Consider the following 15,485-nt stretch of genomic DNA (forward strand, 5'->3'; position numbering starts at 1 on the left):
AACGTAACTGTGACTCTATAACATTCACGGTGTGGCGACGTTTTTTGTTGGGTATTGTTTTTACTAAAGGTTTATTACTATGACAATGATCAAAATCGACCAATATTTTGAACCTGCCAGCTGGCAGAAATTTACCAAAGCTGCCGAAGGTCGTGAGACCCCATTTCTAGTGGTAGACCTTAGTCGCATAGAAACAAAGTACCACGAAATGGTCAGTCTATTTCCGACTGCCAAATTGCACTATGCAATGAAAGCCAGCCCTGCGGTAGAAGTCATCAACTTATTAGCAAAGCTTGGTTCAAACTTTGACTGCGCGTCAATCTATGAGCTTGATCGAGTGCTAGACTGCGGTGTTGAGCCTTCTCGCATCTCTTACGGTAATACCATCAAAAAAGCCGAACACGTCAAATATGCTTTTGAAAAGGGTATCGATCTATACGCCACCGACTCAGAAGCTGATCTCAAAAATATTGCCACACATGCCCCAGGCTCTAGAGTGTTTGTTCGTATTTTGGTTCAGGGTTCAGAGACCGCAGAGTGGCCACTATCGCGCAAGTTTGGCTGTCACCCTAATATGGCCATTGATTTGTTGGTTCAAGCGCGCGAGCTGGGTTTGGTACCATATGGCATCTCATTCCATGTGGGTAGTCAACAAAAAGACGTGGCTGCATGGGATGATGCATTGGCCAAGGTCAAATATATGTTTGATTGGATGAAAAACGAAGAAGACATCAAGCTACAGATGATCAATCTGGGCGGCGGTTTCCCAACCAACTATATCAGTGAAGTCAACCCGATCAAGGTTTATGCCGAAGAGATTACCAGTTACTTAACCGATGACTACAACGCTGAAGAGATGCCTGAAATCATCTTGGAGCCAGGTCGTTCATTGGTCGGTGGCTCAGGTGTGCTGGTCAGTGATGTCGTGCTTATCTCGCGTAAATCAGATACCGATTTGACCCGCTGGGTATACACGGATGTCGGTCTATTCCAAGGTTTGATCGAAACGCTAGGTGAAGCCATCAAGTATCCTGTCTATACGCCTAAGATGGAAACTTCAACCAGCGAAGGTACCGTCGTACTGGCAGGTCCGACCTGTGACTCAACCGACATTATGTACGAAGAAGCTGGCTATCAGCTGCCTCAAGAGCTTGAGATTGGTGACAAAATCTACTGGCTCACTACTGGTGCTTATACCAACTCTTACTCATCGGTAGAGTTCAACGGTTTCCCGCCGCTAGAAGTGGTTTATATTGACTAGCCTTCAAACCTGTTGTCCATAAAAAAGCGCGGCGCTATTGATTATAGATCAATCACAGCACCGCGCTTTTTTTGTGTTTGGCTGTTTGATTTAGAAGCTATTGAACAAATAAAGCAATCGGTGCGTTATTGTTGCTACTAGTCGTTCGACTACCGCTACTGATTGAGGTTTGTGAGATTTGACCAATCGTCACCCACTGTCCACGTGGCACAATGAGCGTACTATTCAATCTTTGACTATTGACCATGTTATTGCCATAACTATGTTGACGATAAGGCGAATGGGATTGTGCAACTCCGTTTTTAGCTAATGTTTCTTCAACTTGAGATAGTGTGACCTCAACCTGTCCGTTTGACAGTAGCCTTGGTAAGACAGCGATGCCTCTGCTAGTCGGTAGCAATACTTGATTCTGGATAATGATTTGTCTTGAGGGTCGAGTATAGCTTGAATAAATATTAGTATTGTAGAGTGAGTAGAGCGTGCCTGTACTGATACTGGCCGCGCTGCCAGATAGCGTTTGTACTTGGTATAGATTATTGCTCTGCTGCTGACTGCTACGCTGGTTGATAATCCCTGACCCTTGGATACCGCGATTGGTTATGATGACCTGACCCTGCTGAGTGCTACTCTGACTGTCCTGAATATTCCCAACACGTACCGCAACGGTGAGCGCTTGTGGCTGACGATCAATCTGCACGAGTAGCTGCTGTATCATTTGATAATTGCGAGAAGTGGTTCTCAGTATTAGCTTGTCCTGATACACACTTGCCGTACCACCATCAGCGGTGCTATTCAATTGTTGTCTAACAGGGGTCAATAGTGCCTCGCCACCATAAGTATCAATCACATAAGTTTGAATATTATTGGCTTGTACTGCAATAGGTAGGACAGCTAAACTGAGTGCAAATACAGGAAGACATGCACTGCGAGCAATATTGGCTATAGAAATCGCACTGACCAGCTTATACGTTGTATAGCGTCTGATATTACTCACAGGCATTCTCCTTGTTTCTTTAAATCCTCAGTGATCGCGGCTACTCATTTAGACCCAATACATCTTGCATATTGTATTGCCCAACTGCTTGCTCAGTCACCCATGTTGCGGCGCGGACGGCACCCGCGGCAAACGTCATGCGCTCTCGTGCGCGATGAGTGATCTCAACCACCTCACCATCTGCGATAAACATCACAGTATGGTCGCCCACGATCTCGCCGCCGCGTACGGCATGTATACCGATGGTTCCTGTTTCGCGCTCGCCCGTTTGTCCTTCGCGGCCATAGATAGCGACGTCTTTTAGATTTTGTCCGCGGGCGTCGGCGACAGCCTCTGCCATCATATAGGCTGTCCCAGATGGCGCATCAATCTTATGCTTATGATGTGCTTCGATGATTTCTACATCAGCATCAGCACCAAATGCCTTTGCGGCCATGCCAAGTAGTTTTAATGATAAATTTACGCCCGTCGAATAGTTGCCAGCATACACGATGGCGATTGCTTCGCTTGCTTTTGCTAGTACTTGCTCTTGGGCTTCATTGAACCCAGTCGTACCGATAACCATTGCCACCTTGTGCTCAGCACAGACTTGCATATTTTGCTCGGTCGCATCAGGCAGACTAAAATCAATCAGCACATCGATGTCGTTAATCACAGTCTCTAGGTTATCAACAATCTGTACCTCTAAACATCCGATAGCAGCAACCTCTCCTGCATCAGCACCTACGAGACTAGATCCTTGGCGCTCAATCGCGGCATTAAGCATAGTTTTTGAATTGTTCTGTACGGCTTCGATAAGCATGCGGCCCATACGACCACCTGCACCGATCACACCAACTTTGATGGCTTGCTCATTTGTTTGTTGACTCATCTCTCTACCTTAAATACTTTATATTTACTGGGATTATTGTGAATATCATTTATCGTAAGTTTAGCAAATATCATTACCTGAGTGGTTTTTTATCAGCACAAGAAAAAGCCTAAAGGTTTCATGTGAAACCTTTAGGCTTAGTTTAGTACTAGCTACTTAGTTAGACTATTTTTTAATCGAATAAATCGCCGATTTTTTTAAAGAATGATTTTTTGTGTGGTGACTGCTGATGTTTGCTGTCATCATCCAAAGTATCTTGGAATTGACGTAACAGATCTTTTTGCTCACGTGTCAAGTTGACAGGTGTCTCGATGACAACGCGGCAGATCAAATCACCTTTCATTGTGGTGCGTACTGGCGTCACGCCTTTGCCGCGTACACGCAGCAATTTGCCACTTTGTGTACCTTCTGCGACTTTGATCTTTACTTTGCCGTCTAAGGTTGGGATTTCAACTTCTTTACCTAATGCTGCATCGGTGATGCTAACAGGTACGTCCATGTATAGGTCAGCGCCTTGGCGGGTAAAGACATTGTGTTGTTTGACACGTACTTCGACATACAAGTCACCGTTCTGTACACCTGCACCGCCCGCCTCACCTTCTCCTGCTAGGCGAACGCGGTCACCATCATCGACGCCTGCTGGGATAGACACTTCTAGTGTGCGTGATTTGTCTTTGACGCCATTACCATGACAGTCAGGACATGGGTTTTTGATCTGTTTACCAGAGCCACCACACTGCGGGCAAGCCTGCTGCACTGCAAAGAAGCCTTGCTGCATACGCACTTGACCTTGACCATGACACATCTGACAGGTCACGACATCAGAGGCGTTTTTTGCGCCTTTACCATCACAGGTATCACAGGGCGCTGGCGCAGTAAAGCTGATTTCTTTTTTGCAGCCACGTACCGCTTCTTCTAACGTCAGCTCAATGACATAGCGTAAGTCTGAGCCTCGACGTGAACGTCCACCGCCGCCACCACGTGATTGACCAAAAATATCGCCGAAGTTGCCAAAGATATCGCCAAAGATGTCTTGGAAGTTGCCACCGCCTGCACCACCAAAACCGCCGCCGCCCATACCATTCTCAAAAGCAGCGTGACCCATGCGGTCATAGGCTGAGCGCTTTTCTTCGTCACTTAGCACTTCATAAGCCATCGACGCTTCTTTGAATTTGTCATCAGAGTCAGGGTCATCAGAGTTGCGATCTGGATGGTATTTCATAGCAAGCTTGCGGTAGGCTCGCTTAATTTCCTTGCTATCAGCGGTTTTGCTGACACCTAATACTTCATAAAAATCGCGTTTACTCATGGTTTCTCCTATCGTCTTCGCAGTACCGCCAGCTCGTTGACTGATTAACGTTGCTCATTAGCGCTTTATTCATACGTGATTACATCATTAGGTTTCATGTGAAACATAAGAAACAACGATATCACGGGCTAATAACAAGTGGATGCGACGAGCAAGTTTGGTGGGGCCGCTTAGCCAAATCAATTATAAAAAGTTTGCGCTATTTATGGAGATGGTCTGCTGATTTATCAAGCGCTTAAGCCATCAAATTCATAGTTAGCGCTGTTAAATCGCGATATACACGATTTATTAAGGTTGCTACATAGCTTTTCGTACCGAAGTAATGTCCAGTCGTGCTAATATTTACCGCCATATCTACCGTCATTTATATCTATGGCGACAACGTTTGCGACAACGTGCAACAAGGTGCCAAGTCTTATGAAAAAGCTGATTTTTTTACTGATCATCATTGCGGTAGTCGTCTATGCAGGCTCCCCTTATTACAGCGCCTATCAGCTCAAAAACGCTTATGATGATAAAGATGGGGCCACTATCGCAGCGGCTATTGATTATAAGCAGGTACGACCAAGTATTCAAAACCAGCTGACTGGTCAATTTGCAACGACCCTGACCAAGTACCCGCTGATCGCTGAGCTGGGTGGTGAGCCACTTACCCAAGCGGCAAATGGCTTTATTACGCAAGCCGTCGACGGTGCCATCACCCCGCAAAACATCGAGAAACTCATCAATACCCAAGGCCAGGCCAACACAGCCACCAAAGAGCTGGCTGCTGCATGGGCCATCGCTAGTGATCAGGTTGATCTAAAAAACCTTATTCAAAGCTTAATTATTCAACGTGGTGACGTCGATGCTGTGGTCAAAAGCCAAATGCAGCAAGTCATGAAAAAACAAGCGGCTGAGCTTGAGCAGCAGGCCGCCCAAGGCAATGATAGCGAAAAACCAACATTGAGCTATTGCGGTATCAATTGCTTCGATGTTAGTGGTCAAGTGAAAGGCTATCCACTTACTATCGAGATGCAGCGTGAAGGTTTGATTGGATGGAAAATTGTGGATGTGGTGCTGCCATAACTATTTTTGACAGCCAACGATCTTAAAACTACAACGTTCAAACTATAGCCCTTAAACTATAGCCCTTAAACTATAGTATTCGAACTACTATTATATAAAACAAAAAAACCGCCTTATACATAGCGTCATAAGGCGGTTTTTTGTTTGCTTGAAGTGCGGGGCTACATGAGTTATGAATGTTGTATGACGCTGACGTCGTTACTCTATGCCCAAAAACTCCAAGAACTCAGGGCTTTCAAAACTCGCTTGATATAGCACACCATCTTCACGGTAAATGGCTGGCGTTGCCATTACCGCGAGTCCCGCGGCTTTTTCACGATTGGGCGTGACATGATCGACGGTACAACTTGACGATGCAGGTGTCATCTGACCTTGTAACATCGCTCTATCAAATGCTTGACGACGACTGTCTTCATCCGCTTGGCACCAAATACCCCGCATTTGCTCAGGTGATGCTTCATATATTGGATAGCCGATGATATTGACCGTCACGCCTTTTGCATTGAGCGATGGTACTTGCTGATGCAGTCTGCGGCAGTAAGGGCAGTTCACATCATCCGCCACATAGACAACGGCTTTCTCAGGGCTAGTCGCTGGATAAGTAATCAACTGGCTGTTATCCAATGTTGCAAATACAGACTGATTTTTGCGCTTTTCAAAATTCTCATCGAGTCCGATAAATTGACCGTTTTCGATCACTGATATTTCACCATCAGTAATGTACTGTGCATCATCGGATAGTAAAAACGGCACGCCTTCTAGCGTTGCTCCCCAAATCACGCCCGGTACGGCAGTATAAAAGAATGGCGTTTTAGCACTCATGTTTTTCAGTGCTGCCATATTGGCTAGCATGTCAGATTTGACGCTAGCACTGACAGGTTTGCCTACCTGCGCACTCGTGCTACGTGCTGGTGTTTTGGTCACTACCCGCTTGCTTGGATTCTTTTGCAGCTCACCTTGTATGACGTAGCGACTATCTTCAGTGATGTGCAACGGCAACTGCCCTGCCAAGTTTACTTGATACATATTAGGTAAGTTAGAGGGCACGATAGAGGTGATTTGCGTTTTGATACCTGCTTGGGTCAATACTTGGCGCAAGCGCTGATCGATAGCCGTACTTACCGTTTTGGTTGTTTGCGCGCTTTGGCTGTTGTTATTCAACTGAGCACTGCTATCATCCGCTGAGCTTGGCTGAGCGCAGGCCGTGGTTGCTAGCAATATAACGCTGATTAGGCTGGCAGGTTTTAATACAGATAATATCACTGAAGGGTTCCTATCTGGTTTTTGATAATGACGGTTATTCAACGATGATAGTTTTTCGATAACAATTATTTTTACGACTCAGGCATACTGAGCAAATCAGACTCGGCAAGTGATAATAGACAAGTCATGTTATAGATAAAAATAACTGTAGCACATAGGTTGGTTTTGCAAAGTGATAAATGGCCCAAATCGCAAAACTGCTACCTAATCTTAAGAGATAGGCAACACAAGCACCGTGGATGAAAACGGTGAACAAAAACAGCGGACAGCAAAAAGCAGCACACGGTGTCGCGGCTGCTCATGAGTTGTACAACAATGGTCTAAAAATGATAGTGCGAAGAGTAAATCCAGTCTATAACTAGAACTTGGCAACTTCTTCTGGTGTTAAGAAGCGGCTATCGCCTTTTTCTAGGCCGTCTAAATTGATATGACCGATACTAGCGCGGTGCAATTCAGTGACTCTATTGCCAAAATAGCCCATCATGCGTTTGACCTGATGATACTTGCCCTGCTCTAGTGTCAGGCGTGCATGAGTCTCATCAATGAATTCTAGAACAGCAGGCTTGGTTGGCTCATAATCCCCTTCTAATAGAATCCCTTCGGCGACTTTTTTCACAGCTTTCTCTTGTGAATCGCTATCCATCGCATCTGCCAAGGTTAGCTCGTACACCTTGGCATGCTCGTGCTTGGGGCTAGTGACGCGGTGTAGCCAGCCACCATCATCACTCATGAGCAGTGCGCCGGTGGTATCGACGTCGAGACGTCCCGCAATACGCAAGCTACCCAACTCTGGTACCGCAATCAGCTCGGTGACGATTGGATACTCTTTGGCTTTTAATGTACATTCAAAGCCCTCAGGCTTATACAACAAAATATAGCGATTGCCAGTAGCCACTGACAGTGGCTCGCCTGCCCACATTACATCGTCATTAACGATATCGACATGTAGACCAGGGTCTTTGACCACTTGATCGTTTACGGTGATTTCGCCGGCGTGCATGATTTTTTTTGATTCTTTGCGCGACAGCTCGGTGGCTTTACTAATAAATTTATCTAAACGCATACTATGACTACCATCGGTTTTATGATACCAGCCCTAAATCAGAAACTAACGATACCAGCTCTCAGCCGTGAGCGCCTCGTTATCTTCGATGGTTAGAAATGGTACTATAATGAAAAATTGAATGAACACTGCGCCTAATATAAAAGCCAGTGAAAGTCAGACCAGTTTAACATATCCAACCTAAGCCTGATGAAATATGAGCTATCAAACGCTAAAACGTGCGGTTACCGCGCGCCTAGAAATCAAAAAGTCCGAGTTTATTGCTTATGCCTATCCTGTAAGCTCCCGCGAGCAAGCTATGTTTCACGTGGAACAACTATGCGAGCAGTACCCTGATGCCCGTCATTTTTGCTGGGCATATATCGTTGGTGACCCTGACAACACCACCAGTGCAGGGTTCGATGATGATGGTGAACCAAGCGGTACGGCTGGCAGGCCGATATTAAATGTTCTACAACACAAGTCCATCGGCAACGTGATTATCATCGTGGTGCGTTATTTTGGCGGTATCAAATTAGGTGCTGGCGGCCTTACTCGTGCTTATGCAAGCGCGGCACAAGCAGCAGTCGACGAGATGATATTGAGCCCTTATGTACCGATGGCACAAGTGCAGGTACTGGCAACGTTTGCGACTGAAGCACAGTGCCGCTATATCATAGAGAGTCTTGGTGGGCATATCGATGATGTTGCGTACAGCAAACAAGTCACTTTGAGCGCAACCCTTGCTGAAGCAGATATTGAGAATTTAAAAGAGCGTCTGGCAATGGATGGTCGAGTATTGGATCAGCCAAAAAATTAAAAGATCGGATTAACTGCTCTCGTCCGTTAGTTTAGACAGCTTTATTGTTAGTCGCTTTTTTCAACTGCTGCTTTCAGTCTCTGTATTGCATAGCTGCTTTTAAAAAATGCTTTGGAACAACTACTTTCAGTAGCTGTTTTTCAGTAAGCATGCGTTCACTGAAAATCATTGGTTTTCGTAGGTACTAGCGTTATGATAAAAACACTACTTTTTAACCCTCATTAAATAAGACCCTTATATGTCCACCTCGACCACACCTTTTTCTCCAGCACCCTTTAAACCGCCATTTTGGCTGACCAATCCTCATTTGCAGAGCATCTTGCCCAAGTTTTTTGCGCCCAAAGCACCAACGTATCGCCGCGTGGTGATGCAAGACTCCTTAAGTGAAACCGATATTGCTTACGACTTTTATGATGCGCATCCTATAAATCCATCGACTGATGGATCACTTGAGCAAACACCGTTGATTGTCCTATTCCACGGCATGGAGGGCAGCAGTGACAGTCACTATGCTCGCGCATTGGCTTACCAGATGCACGCGCAAGGCTGGCATTTTGTAGTGGTGCACTTTCGTAGTTGTGGCGGTATTCCAGCTAATGGCCGAGTTTTTTATAATGCCGGTGATACCAATGAGGTGCATCACGCGCTACAGAACTTACGTGCGCAGTATGCCAATATCTATGCGGCTGGCGTGTCACTTGGTGGTAATGCACTAGCGAAATACATGGGCGAGTATGGTGACGAAGCCATTTGCAAAGGCGCGGCGGTCATCTCTGCTCCCGTCGATATGTCATCGGCTGCCATTACTATGCACAGCTTTTTGAGTCATCGTATCTATACGCCTTATCTGCTTAATCCAATTATTAAAAAAGCGTTGGCGAACGACATCACCACAGAAGAAATTGATGCTATCAAAGCCGTCAATCGTATCAGCGACTTCGATGATATCTTTACCGCGCCCCGTCATGGCTACCGCTCCAACAATCACTATTATCACTCTTCTTCTGCTCTGCCTTACTTGATCAACGTCACCAAACCTCTACTATTAATTAGTGCAAAGGACGATCCTTTCATTGGCTTTACCGCGACGCCAAACGATGTCTCTGATAGCGTCACTATATTGGATACGGAACACGGTGGACATATCGGTTATCTGCGTTATCGCTCAGACAGTGGTCAGACCAAAAGCAAATCGTCTGTCACCAATGATAAAAAGTCTAAGACTTCAACATTCGATATTAACTGGATACCTGAAACGGTTAGTGCTTATTTTAATTGGATTGGTTTGGCTTCTATTAGCGAGCCTTCTCAAGATGCGGTCTCTGACAACCAATAATCAATGAAAAAATAATAACGCCAACGTTTACAAACTTTTGAGAGTGTTCTATGTATCCATTTATCCGCTATGCCGCCACCATCGCTCATGCTGCCATAAAAGCAAAACGAGGCGATACGTTGACGTTCAAAGACACCAGTGAGATTCAGTTTCGCTGCCGCTTATCCGATATCGATAACTTTTTGGAGATGAATAACGGCCGCGTATTTACGCTATATGACTTGGGGCGTATGGACTTTGCGGTACGGACGGGTCTTGGCAACCAGCTATTAAAACAGCGTTGGGGTTTGGTCATCGCTGGCAGTACTATCCAATACCGTAAGCGTATTCGCGCCTTTGACAAAGTCACGCTAAAGACCAAAATCGTCGGTATCGATGCGCGCTGGCTCTATATCGAGCAATCGATGTGGGTCAAGGGCAAGCCTTGCTCGTCTGGATTACTGCGTACGGGGGTGACCAAAGGTGGCAGAGTAATCGACACGGCACAGGTACTGGCAGCATTGGGGCAGTCTGATTGGGATCTACCGCCAACGGGTTACGTGGCTGAATGGATTAAGAGCGATGCTGATCGTCCATGGCCACCAACGGAATAATAGACAAATTGGTAATAGCTATAATAGTGAATAGACCACTTAGCTAAAAATGACACTGCTGGACATTGATTAAAAGCACGTCAAAGCTATGAAAAAAGGACGCCTTAAGCAAGTCAAAGTCACGTCACAAACAAGTCACCTTATGACTACTATTCCATAACAAGTCATTATATAAATACATATAATAAATGTTAGGATACTAGTGAGTATTATATTTGACTCACCTAAAAATAGTCCTATAAGGAGAACAATATGGCTAACATGACGGATTTTGTCGGTACGTTATTTGATAATAGCGAGACAAACCCAAGTAAGATCACCCTAGCCTTTACTATGGCTGGCGTGGCACTCAAAAAAGGCCACTCTGCTACCGTCATACTCATGGTAGATGCGGTACATCTGGCAAAACCGAACGCGCTAGACGGTGTCGATATTGGCGATCCGTTTGAGCCCGCTGGCGAGTTGTTAGAAGCCTTTATCGAAAAAGGCGGACAAGTACTGGTCTGCGGTGCCTGCATGAAACATGGCGGAGTCGAGGAATCTGAGATCGATAAACGCTTTGAGGTGATTAGCGGTGATGATGTGGTTGAACTGCTGATGAATGCGAAAGGGTCGTTGCAGTTGAACTAATAGCTAAAGTTAAAAAGTAAGATTATAAGAATGGGTCAGTTTTCTTAGTCATCTTTTTGTTGGCTTGGATGATTGGCTCTTTTACTTTCTAAGTTAGTAAAACTCCTTCAAAAGATAAATTTTAATCATCTTTTCTCATTTCATGAGTCTCCAGTAAGTATATAGCCAAAGTAGATGATGCTCCAACTGCTAACTTAGCGTGCCTAGGTTGCAGACCTTTGAAATCACTATCTTTGCCATGACCACTACCATATTCATTTCTAACTTCTGCAATGCCTTGGACAACAGCAGATAAGCTACCTAGAATCTGTCTTATTGACCTTGCCGCTTTCGCTTCGTTAGATATATCATCAGGCGTAATTTTGAGCAGTTTAGTAGTTTCTCTCATTAATTTAGATAAATCCCAGTTTTTATTATATTCTTCTTGTCTACTTTTAAAGATTGATTTACAAGCAGTTTCAATCAACTCTTTCGCTACTCCTATCGCTTGATAAGGTGAAGTCTCAATTGATGATTCCATTAAGTTAATTTGCTGAGAAACGTAATCAGCGTTAAAAATGATTCTAATCTCATTACCTTTTTTTTCTATAGAAGCTTTTCCAGTAAATTTTTTTCTTCCACTAAAAGTTGGTCTATTAAAAATACGAACTGCTTCGACAATTTCAAAATCGTCATGACTTAGAATTTTATTGAAGATATCAAGAATCATTTTTACTTCTTCTCTATCTGTTCTTACTACTGGATGTATCATATGACACAAGAAATCCAGAAAAATATTATCGTTGCAATCTAGCAAATTGAACCTACTATCATAAAAAACCCAGTCGTCATCCCAATCGTGGTTATTAAATCTATGCTGCCAAATGTCACCTTTAGCATTTGGATACCTACTATCAGTTGAAGAGAGGCTTTCTAAATTATAAAGTCTGGATAAAAATGTGGTTTCATCTAACCTTCCAGCCCAATCGATACTTCCTATCTGAATAGAATCAAATATATCGCGTCGAGTAATTGAAGATATTTTATTCATTATTTATTTCCAACTTTCTTTGACTAGGTGTTTAGTAATCTCAAGTATATGTATTAACAAGCTTCAACTACAGTTTTGTAGTCAAAACCCTCCTCGCCTATTTAGCAACTAAATAAACACTATCCAACACGTATACCGCGTACCTCTGCTACAGTAAGCCATGCCAATATCCTAATGAACAGGAAACTCGTCATGAGCTTACTTAATACTCTAAACTTAACCTACCCTATCGTCCAAGCACCAATGGCAGGCGCAACCACACCTGAACTGGCAGCGACGGTAAGTAACTTTGGTGGGTTGGGCTCATTGGGATCAGGCATGACTGCACCAGATGTTTTGGATAGTCAAATCAACACGATTAAGACCATGACCGACCGTCCTTTTATGATTAATCTGATGGTACTCTCTGAGCACGAGTCGGGTACCTTTGATACCGCTATACCTGCTTGGCTGAGTCAGTATTATCAAGAGAATGGCATAGTCGCCGAGTTACCTGAACACCCCGCTCAGAATTTCGCAGATCAGCTACAAGTGCTCTATGACAACCCTGTGCCTGTCGCCAGTTTTACCTTTGGTATTATCAGCGCAGAGCAGGTTCAGCATATACAAAGTGTTGGTACACGCGTCGTCGGTACCGCCAATCATCCATTAGAGGCCAAAGCCTGGAGCGAGATTGGTGCTGATGCGGTCTGTGTACAAGGGGCGGAAGCTGGCGGTCATCGCGGTGGCTGGTTGCCACAAAGCGAAACCGATCCTTTGGGGTTGCTAACCTTGATTAGCCAAACGCGCGCACGCATAGAGATTCCACTAATTGCAGCAGGCGGCATCATGACAGCACAAGATATCAAGGCAGTACAAGCCGCTGGTGCTGAGCTTGCGCAACTGGGAACAGCGTTTTTGACCACAGATCAATGCGGTATTAATGATACCTATAAACAAGCCTTACTCGATGCCAGTCAAGGGTTACGCAGTAGTGAGACACGCTTAACTCGTTTGTTTTCAGGTCAGCTCGCTCGTGGTTTATTAAACGATTATCTACGTGATTTTGCTCAGTTTGAGAACACGGATGTGCTACCACCCTACCCGCAACTCAATGCTATGACTAAGTCTATGCGCGCGCATGCTACTCATAATCTTGATGCAGAACATCTATCATTATGGGCAGGACAAGGGGTAGCTTTAGTCAAACAAGAAAGCACGCTTGATCTGCTTGATCGGTTGGTAAAACAGCTATAGAGTTACTCACTTTTAAGCCCCTCTCGAAACCCTTTGTAATCCTCAGCCGTCTGATCTACCGCCTCGACCATCGGCACATGACCGACTTCGGGCATCACAATAATTTGCGCCTGCGGAATGATTTCTTTGATCAACTCCGTCGTCTCAGGCTTGATGACTCGGTCTTCTTCGCCCCAAACGACTAGCGTTGGGATATTATAGTTTGCGATGACTGCGGCGCGTTCCTCGACATTGTCTACCACGATTTGCTCAAGAATGTTGGCGTGTAGCGCTTTATTTTCAATACGCTCTTGGGCAAAGACTGCTTGCACTGTTTTGGGCAGATAAGGTGGTTTATACATGACAAACTCATACAGCTTGTAGAAATCTTCTGTCTTATTAATCAATAGTGGGTTGTTCTCAAGCGTGGCATTTTCCAGTGATTTTGGGACACCTGCTGACCAAAATCCTGCACTGTCGATGAGCCAAAGACTTTTGATATCATTTGGATACTTTGCTGCATATGCCACACTGATAGCACCACCCATAGAGTTACCACCCAGATGAAGGTTGGCAGCGGTGCCCTTCGCTTGCATCAGCTCATGTAAGCGCTGCGCCTGTGCATCTGCGCGATAGTCTGCGCTATCGGGCTTGCTTGAATCACCAAATCCTAGTAGATCTGGAATAATAAGATGATAGTCTCCAAGCTCGCTTGCAACACGCGTAAAGCTGTCTTTGTTACTACCAAAGCCATGAATCAATAATAAAGGCTCAGCAGCGGTATTGTTGTTTTCGGCATACGTCAACTGCTCACCTGAGGCCAGTGTAAACACCTTAGTGGTCAGATCAGACTTATTGCGCTCGTGCTGGATGATTTTTTGGGTTGTGGCAACGGTGAAACTATTAGGCGTTGTACAACTGGCAACAGACAAAGCCAAGAAAAGAGGAAAACATATACGCATCAATGACATCAAAACATCCTTATTAGTTATCGGTAAATGAGTCGCACAACACCTACTTATGCCACCCTTTTGTGCTCTAGCCTTTTCCACTGCCTTTATTTATTTAGCAGAAACTCTACCGCAGCTGCAGCATGGATAGCAGTAGTGTCAAATACAGGAACTGGGCTATCGGTCTCTTTGATAAGTAGACCAATCTCAGTACAGCCTAATATCACACCCTCTGCTCCTTGCGCAGCCAAGTCTTTAATCACTTGGCGATAATACGCTTTTGAGCTGTCTTTAAACTCACCAATGCACAGCTCTTTTTTGATAATACGGTGTACCTCTACTCTCGCATCCTCCTCTGGTATCAGCACTTGCAAGCCTGCATCGATCAGACGCTGCTTATAAAAATCCTGAGTCATCGTAAATTGCGTGCCGAGTAGCGCTACTGTGGTTATGTTCTGCTTTTTGATAGCATCTACAGTCGCATCAGCGATATGAATCAACGGCAGCGCTATGACGGCTGCTACGTTATCGAACAATTTATGCATCGTGTTGGAGGCGATCATGATTCCTTGCACGCCAGCTGCTTGCAAACGCTGAGCACTGCTAGCCATTATAGCGCCCAGCTCATCCCATTGGCCTTGCTCTTGTAGCTCATTGATCACCGCAAAATCTACACTATGGATCATCAAGTCTGCTGAATGTAGTCCACCAAGCTGATGTTTAATGCCTTCATTAATCAGACGATAATAGCTCTCTGTGCTCTCCCAGCTCATACCGCCAATGATGCCCAATGTTCGTTGCTCAAAGTCTCGCTGTTGTTGATCTGCCATGTCACCCTCCTAGGTATTTCATCATCTGGCTCATAGTCAATGATCGTAGCGACATTGGCTATTTATAGTATGCGCGTGTGTACAAACACTATTTTGCTCAAGACAAAACTATTGTTATCAATATACAACGATTACCATCATTAATAATAACGATTTTACCTATTCATTGTTGAGGCGTATCATGTGCGCTCGTAGCCAACCATCCTGTCAGCTACGCTTGGTAATTACCGCACAATTATATGTATACCATACGCCAGCATCATAGGCTGAGCG

General features: G+C 44.8%; 15 protein-coding genes. 7 read left to right on the top strand and 8 right to left on the bottom strand.

The window, feature by feature from the left end; genetic code table 11:
- Positions 1–85: 85 nt before the first annotated feature.
- On the top strand, positions 86–1,261 hold the full coding sequence (locus tag AC5JP1_RS09960) for a type III PLP-dependent enzyme (RefSeq protein ID WP_493844472.1): 1,176 nt from the start codon (positions 86–88) through the stop codon (positions 1,259–1,261).
- A 97-nt stretch (positions 1,262–1,358) separates the two neighbouring features.
- Here the strand turns inward: AC5JP1_RS09960 and AC5JP1_RS09965 are convergent, their stop codons facing one another.
- From AC5JP1_RS09965 to dnaJ, 3 genes are all read right to left on the bottom strand, one after another.
- A complete protein-coding gene (locus AC5JP1_RS09965) occupies positions 1,359–2,255 on the bottom strand; it encodes a hypothetical protein (protein ID WP_493843998.1) in 897 nt (298 codons plus the stop codon).
- A 40-nt stretch (positions 2,256–2,295) separates the two neighbouring features.
- A complete protein-coding gene (gene dapB, locus AC5JP1_RS09970) occupies positions 2,296–3,126 on the bottom strand; it encodes a 4-hydroxy-tetrahydrodipicolinate reductase (protein WP_493843999.1) in 831 nt (276 codons plus the stop codon).
- Between the two features lie 172 nt (positions 3,127–3,298).
- A complete protein-coding gene (gene dnaJ / locus AC5JP1_RS09975) occupies positions 3,299–4,435 on the bottom strand; it encodes a molecular chaperone DnaJ (RefSeq protein ID WP_319050784.1) in 1,137 nt (378 codons plus the stop codon).
- Positions 4,436–4,852: 417 nt separating this feature from the next.
- On the opposite strand from dnaJ, the gene AC5JP1_RS09980 reads away from it, so the two are divergent.
- On the top strand, positions 4,853–5,503 hold the full coding sequence (locus AC5JP1_RS09980) for a DUF2939 domain-containing protein (RefSeq protein WP_493844000.1): 651 nt from the start codon (positions 4,853–4,855) through the stop codon (positions 5,501–5,503).
- Between the two features lie 198 nt (positions 5,504–5,701).
- Here AC5JP1_RS09980 and AC5JP1_RS09985 read toward each other — a convergent pair whose 3' ends face one another.
- Both AC5JP1_RS09985 and AC5JP1_RS09990 read right to left on the bottom strand, forming a co-directional pair.
- Positions 5,702–6,766, bottom strand: coding sequence for a disulfide isomerase DsbC N-terminal domain-containing protein (locus AC5JP1_RS09985; protein ID WP_493844001.1), 1,065 nt, complete (start codon positions 6,764–6,766; stop codon positions 5,702–5,704).
- Between the two features lie 358 nt (positions 6,767–7,124).
- Entirely contained in the window at positions 7,125–7,829 is a 705-nt protein-coding gene (locus tag AC5JP1_RS09990) for a pseudouridine synthase (protein WP_493844002.1), read from the bottom strand.
- A 196-nt stretch (positions 7,830–8,025) separates the two neighbouring features.
- Between AC5JP1_RS09990 and AC5JP1_RS09995 the strand changes: the two genes are divergently transcribed.
- From AC5JP1_RS09995 to AC5JP1_RS10010, 4 genes are all read left to right on the top strand, one after another.
- On the top strand, positions 8,026–8,628 hold the full coding sequence (locus AC5JP1_RS09995; RefSeq protein WP_493844003.1) for a YigZ family protein: 603 nt from the start codon (positions 8,026–8,028) through the stop codon (positions 8,626–8,628).
- Between the two features lie 238 nt (positions 8,629–8,866).
- Entirely contained in the window at positions 8,867–9,964 is a 1,098-nt protein-coding gene (locus tag AC5JP1_RS10000) for a YheT family hydrolase (RefSeq protein ID WP_493844004.1), read from the top strand.
- A 50-nt stretch (positions 9,965–10,014) separates the two neighbouring features.
- Positions 10,015–10,557: an acyl-CoA thioesterase gene (locus AC5JP1_RS10005; RefSeq protein ID WP_319050790.1), complete on the top strand. Its 543-nt coding sequence runs from the start codon at positions 10,015–10,017 to the stop codon at positions 10,555–10,557.
- A 252-nt stretch (positions 10,558–10,809) separates the two neighbouring features.
- Positions 10,810–11,187, top strand: a complete 378-nt coding sequence (locus AC5JP1_RS10010; RefSeq protein WP_493844005.1) for a DsrE family protein — start codon at positions 10,810–10,812, stop codon at positions 11,185–11,187.
- A 121-nt stretch (positions 11,188–11,308) separates the two neighbouring features.
- Here the strand turns inward: AC5JP1_RS10010 and AC5JP1_RS10015 are convergent, their stop codons facing one another.
- Positions 11,309–12,217, bottom strand: a complete 909-nt coding sequence (locus AC5JP1_RS10015) for an abortive infection family protein (RefSeq protein ID WP_493844006.1) — start codon at positions 12,215–12,217, stop codon at positions 11,309–11,311.
- 192 nt (positions 12,218–12,409) lie between these two features.
- Between AC5JP1_RS10015 and AC5JP1_RS10020 the strand changes: the two genes are divergently transcribed.
- Entirely contained in the window at positions 12,410–13,453 is a 1,044-nt protein-coding gene (locus tag AC5JP1_RS10020; protein WP_493844007.1) for an NAD(P)H-dependent flavin oxidoreductase, read from the top strand.
- Positions 13,454–13,455: 2 nt separating this feature from the next.
- On the opposite strand, the gene AC5JP1_RS10025 is transcribed toward AC5JP1_RS10020, so the two are convergent.
- Together AC5JP1_RS10025 and AC5JP1_RS10030 are read right to left on the bottom strand one after the other, a co-directional pair.
- Positions 13,456–14,403 carry an alpha/beta fold hydrolase gene (locus tag AC5JP1_RS10025; protein ID WP_493844008.1) on the bottom strand — a complete coding sequence of 316 codons (948 nt, stop codon included), beginning with the start codon at positions 14,401–14,403 and terminating at the stop codon, positions 13,456–13,458.
- An 86-nt stretch (positions 14,404–14,489) separates the two neighbouring features.
- Positions 14,490–15,212 carry an aspartate/glutamate racemase family protein gene (locus AC5JP1_RS10030; RefSeq protein ID WP_493844009.1) on the bottom strand — a complete coding sequence of 241 codons (723 nt, stop codon included), beginning with the start codon at positions 15,210–15,212 and terminating at the stop codon, positions 14,490–14,492.
- Between the last annotated feature and the right edge of the window lie 273 nt (positions 15,213–15,485).

Source organism: Psychrobacter sp. H29 (genome assembly GCF_059073055.1).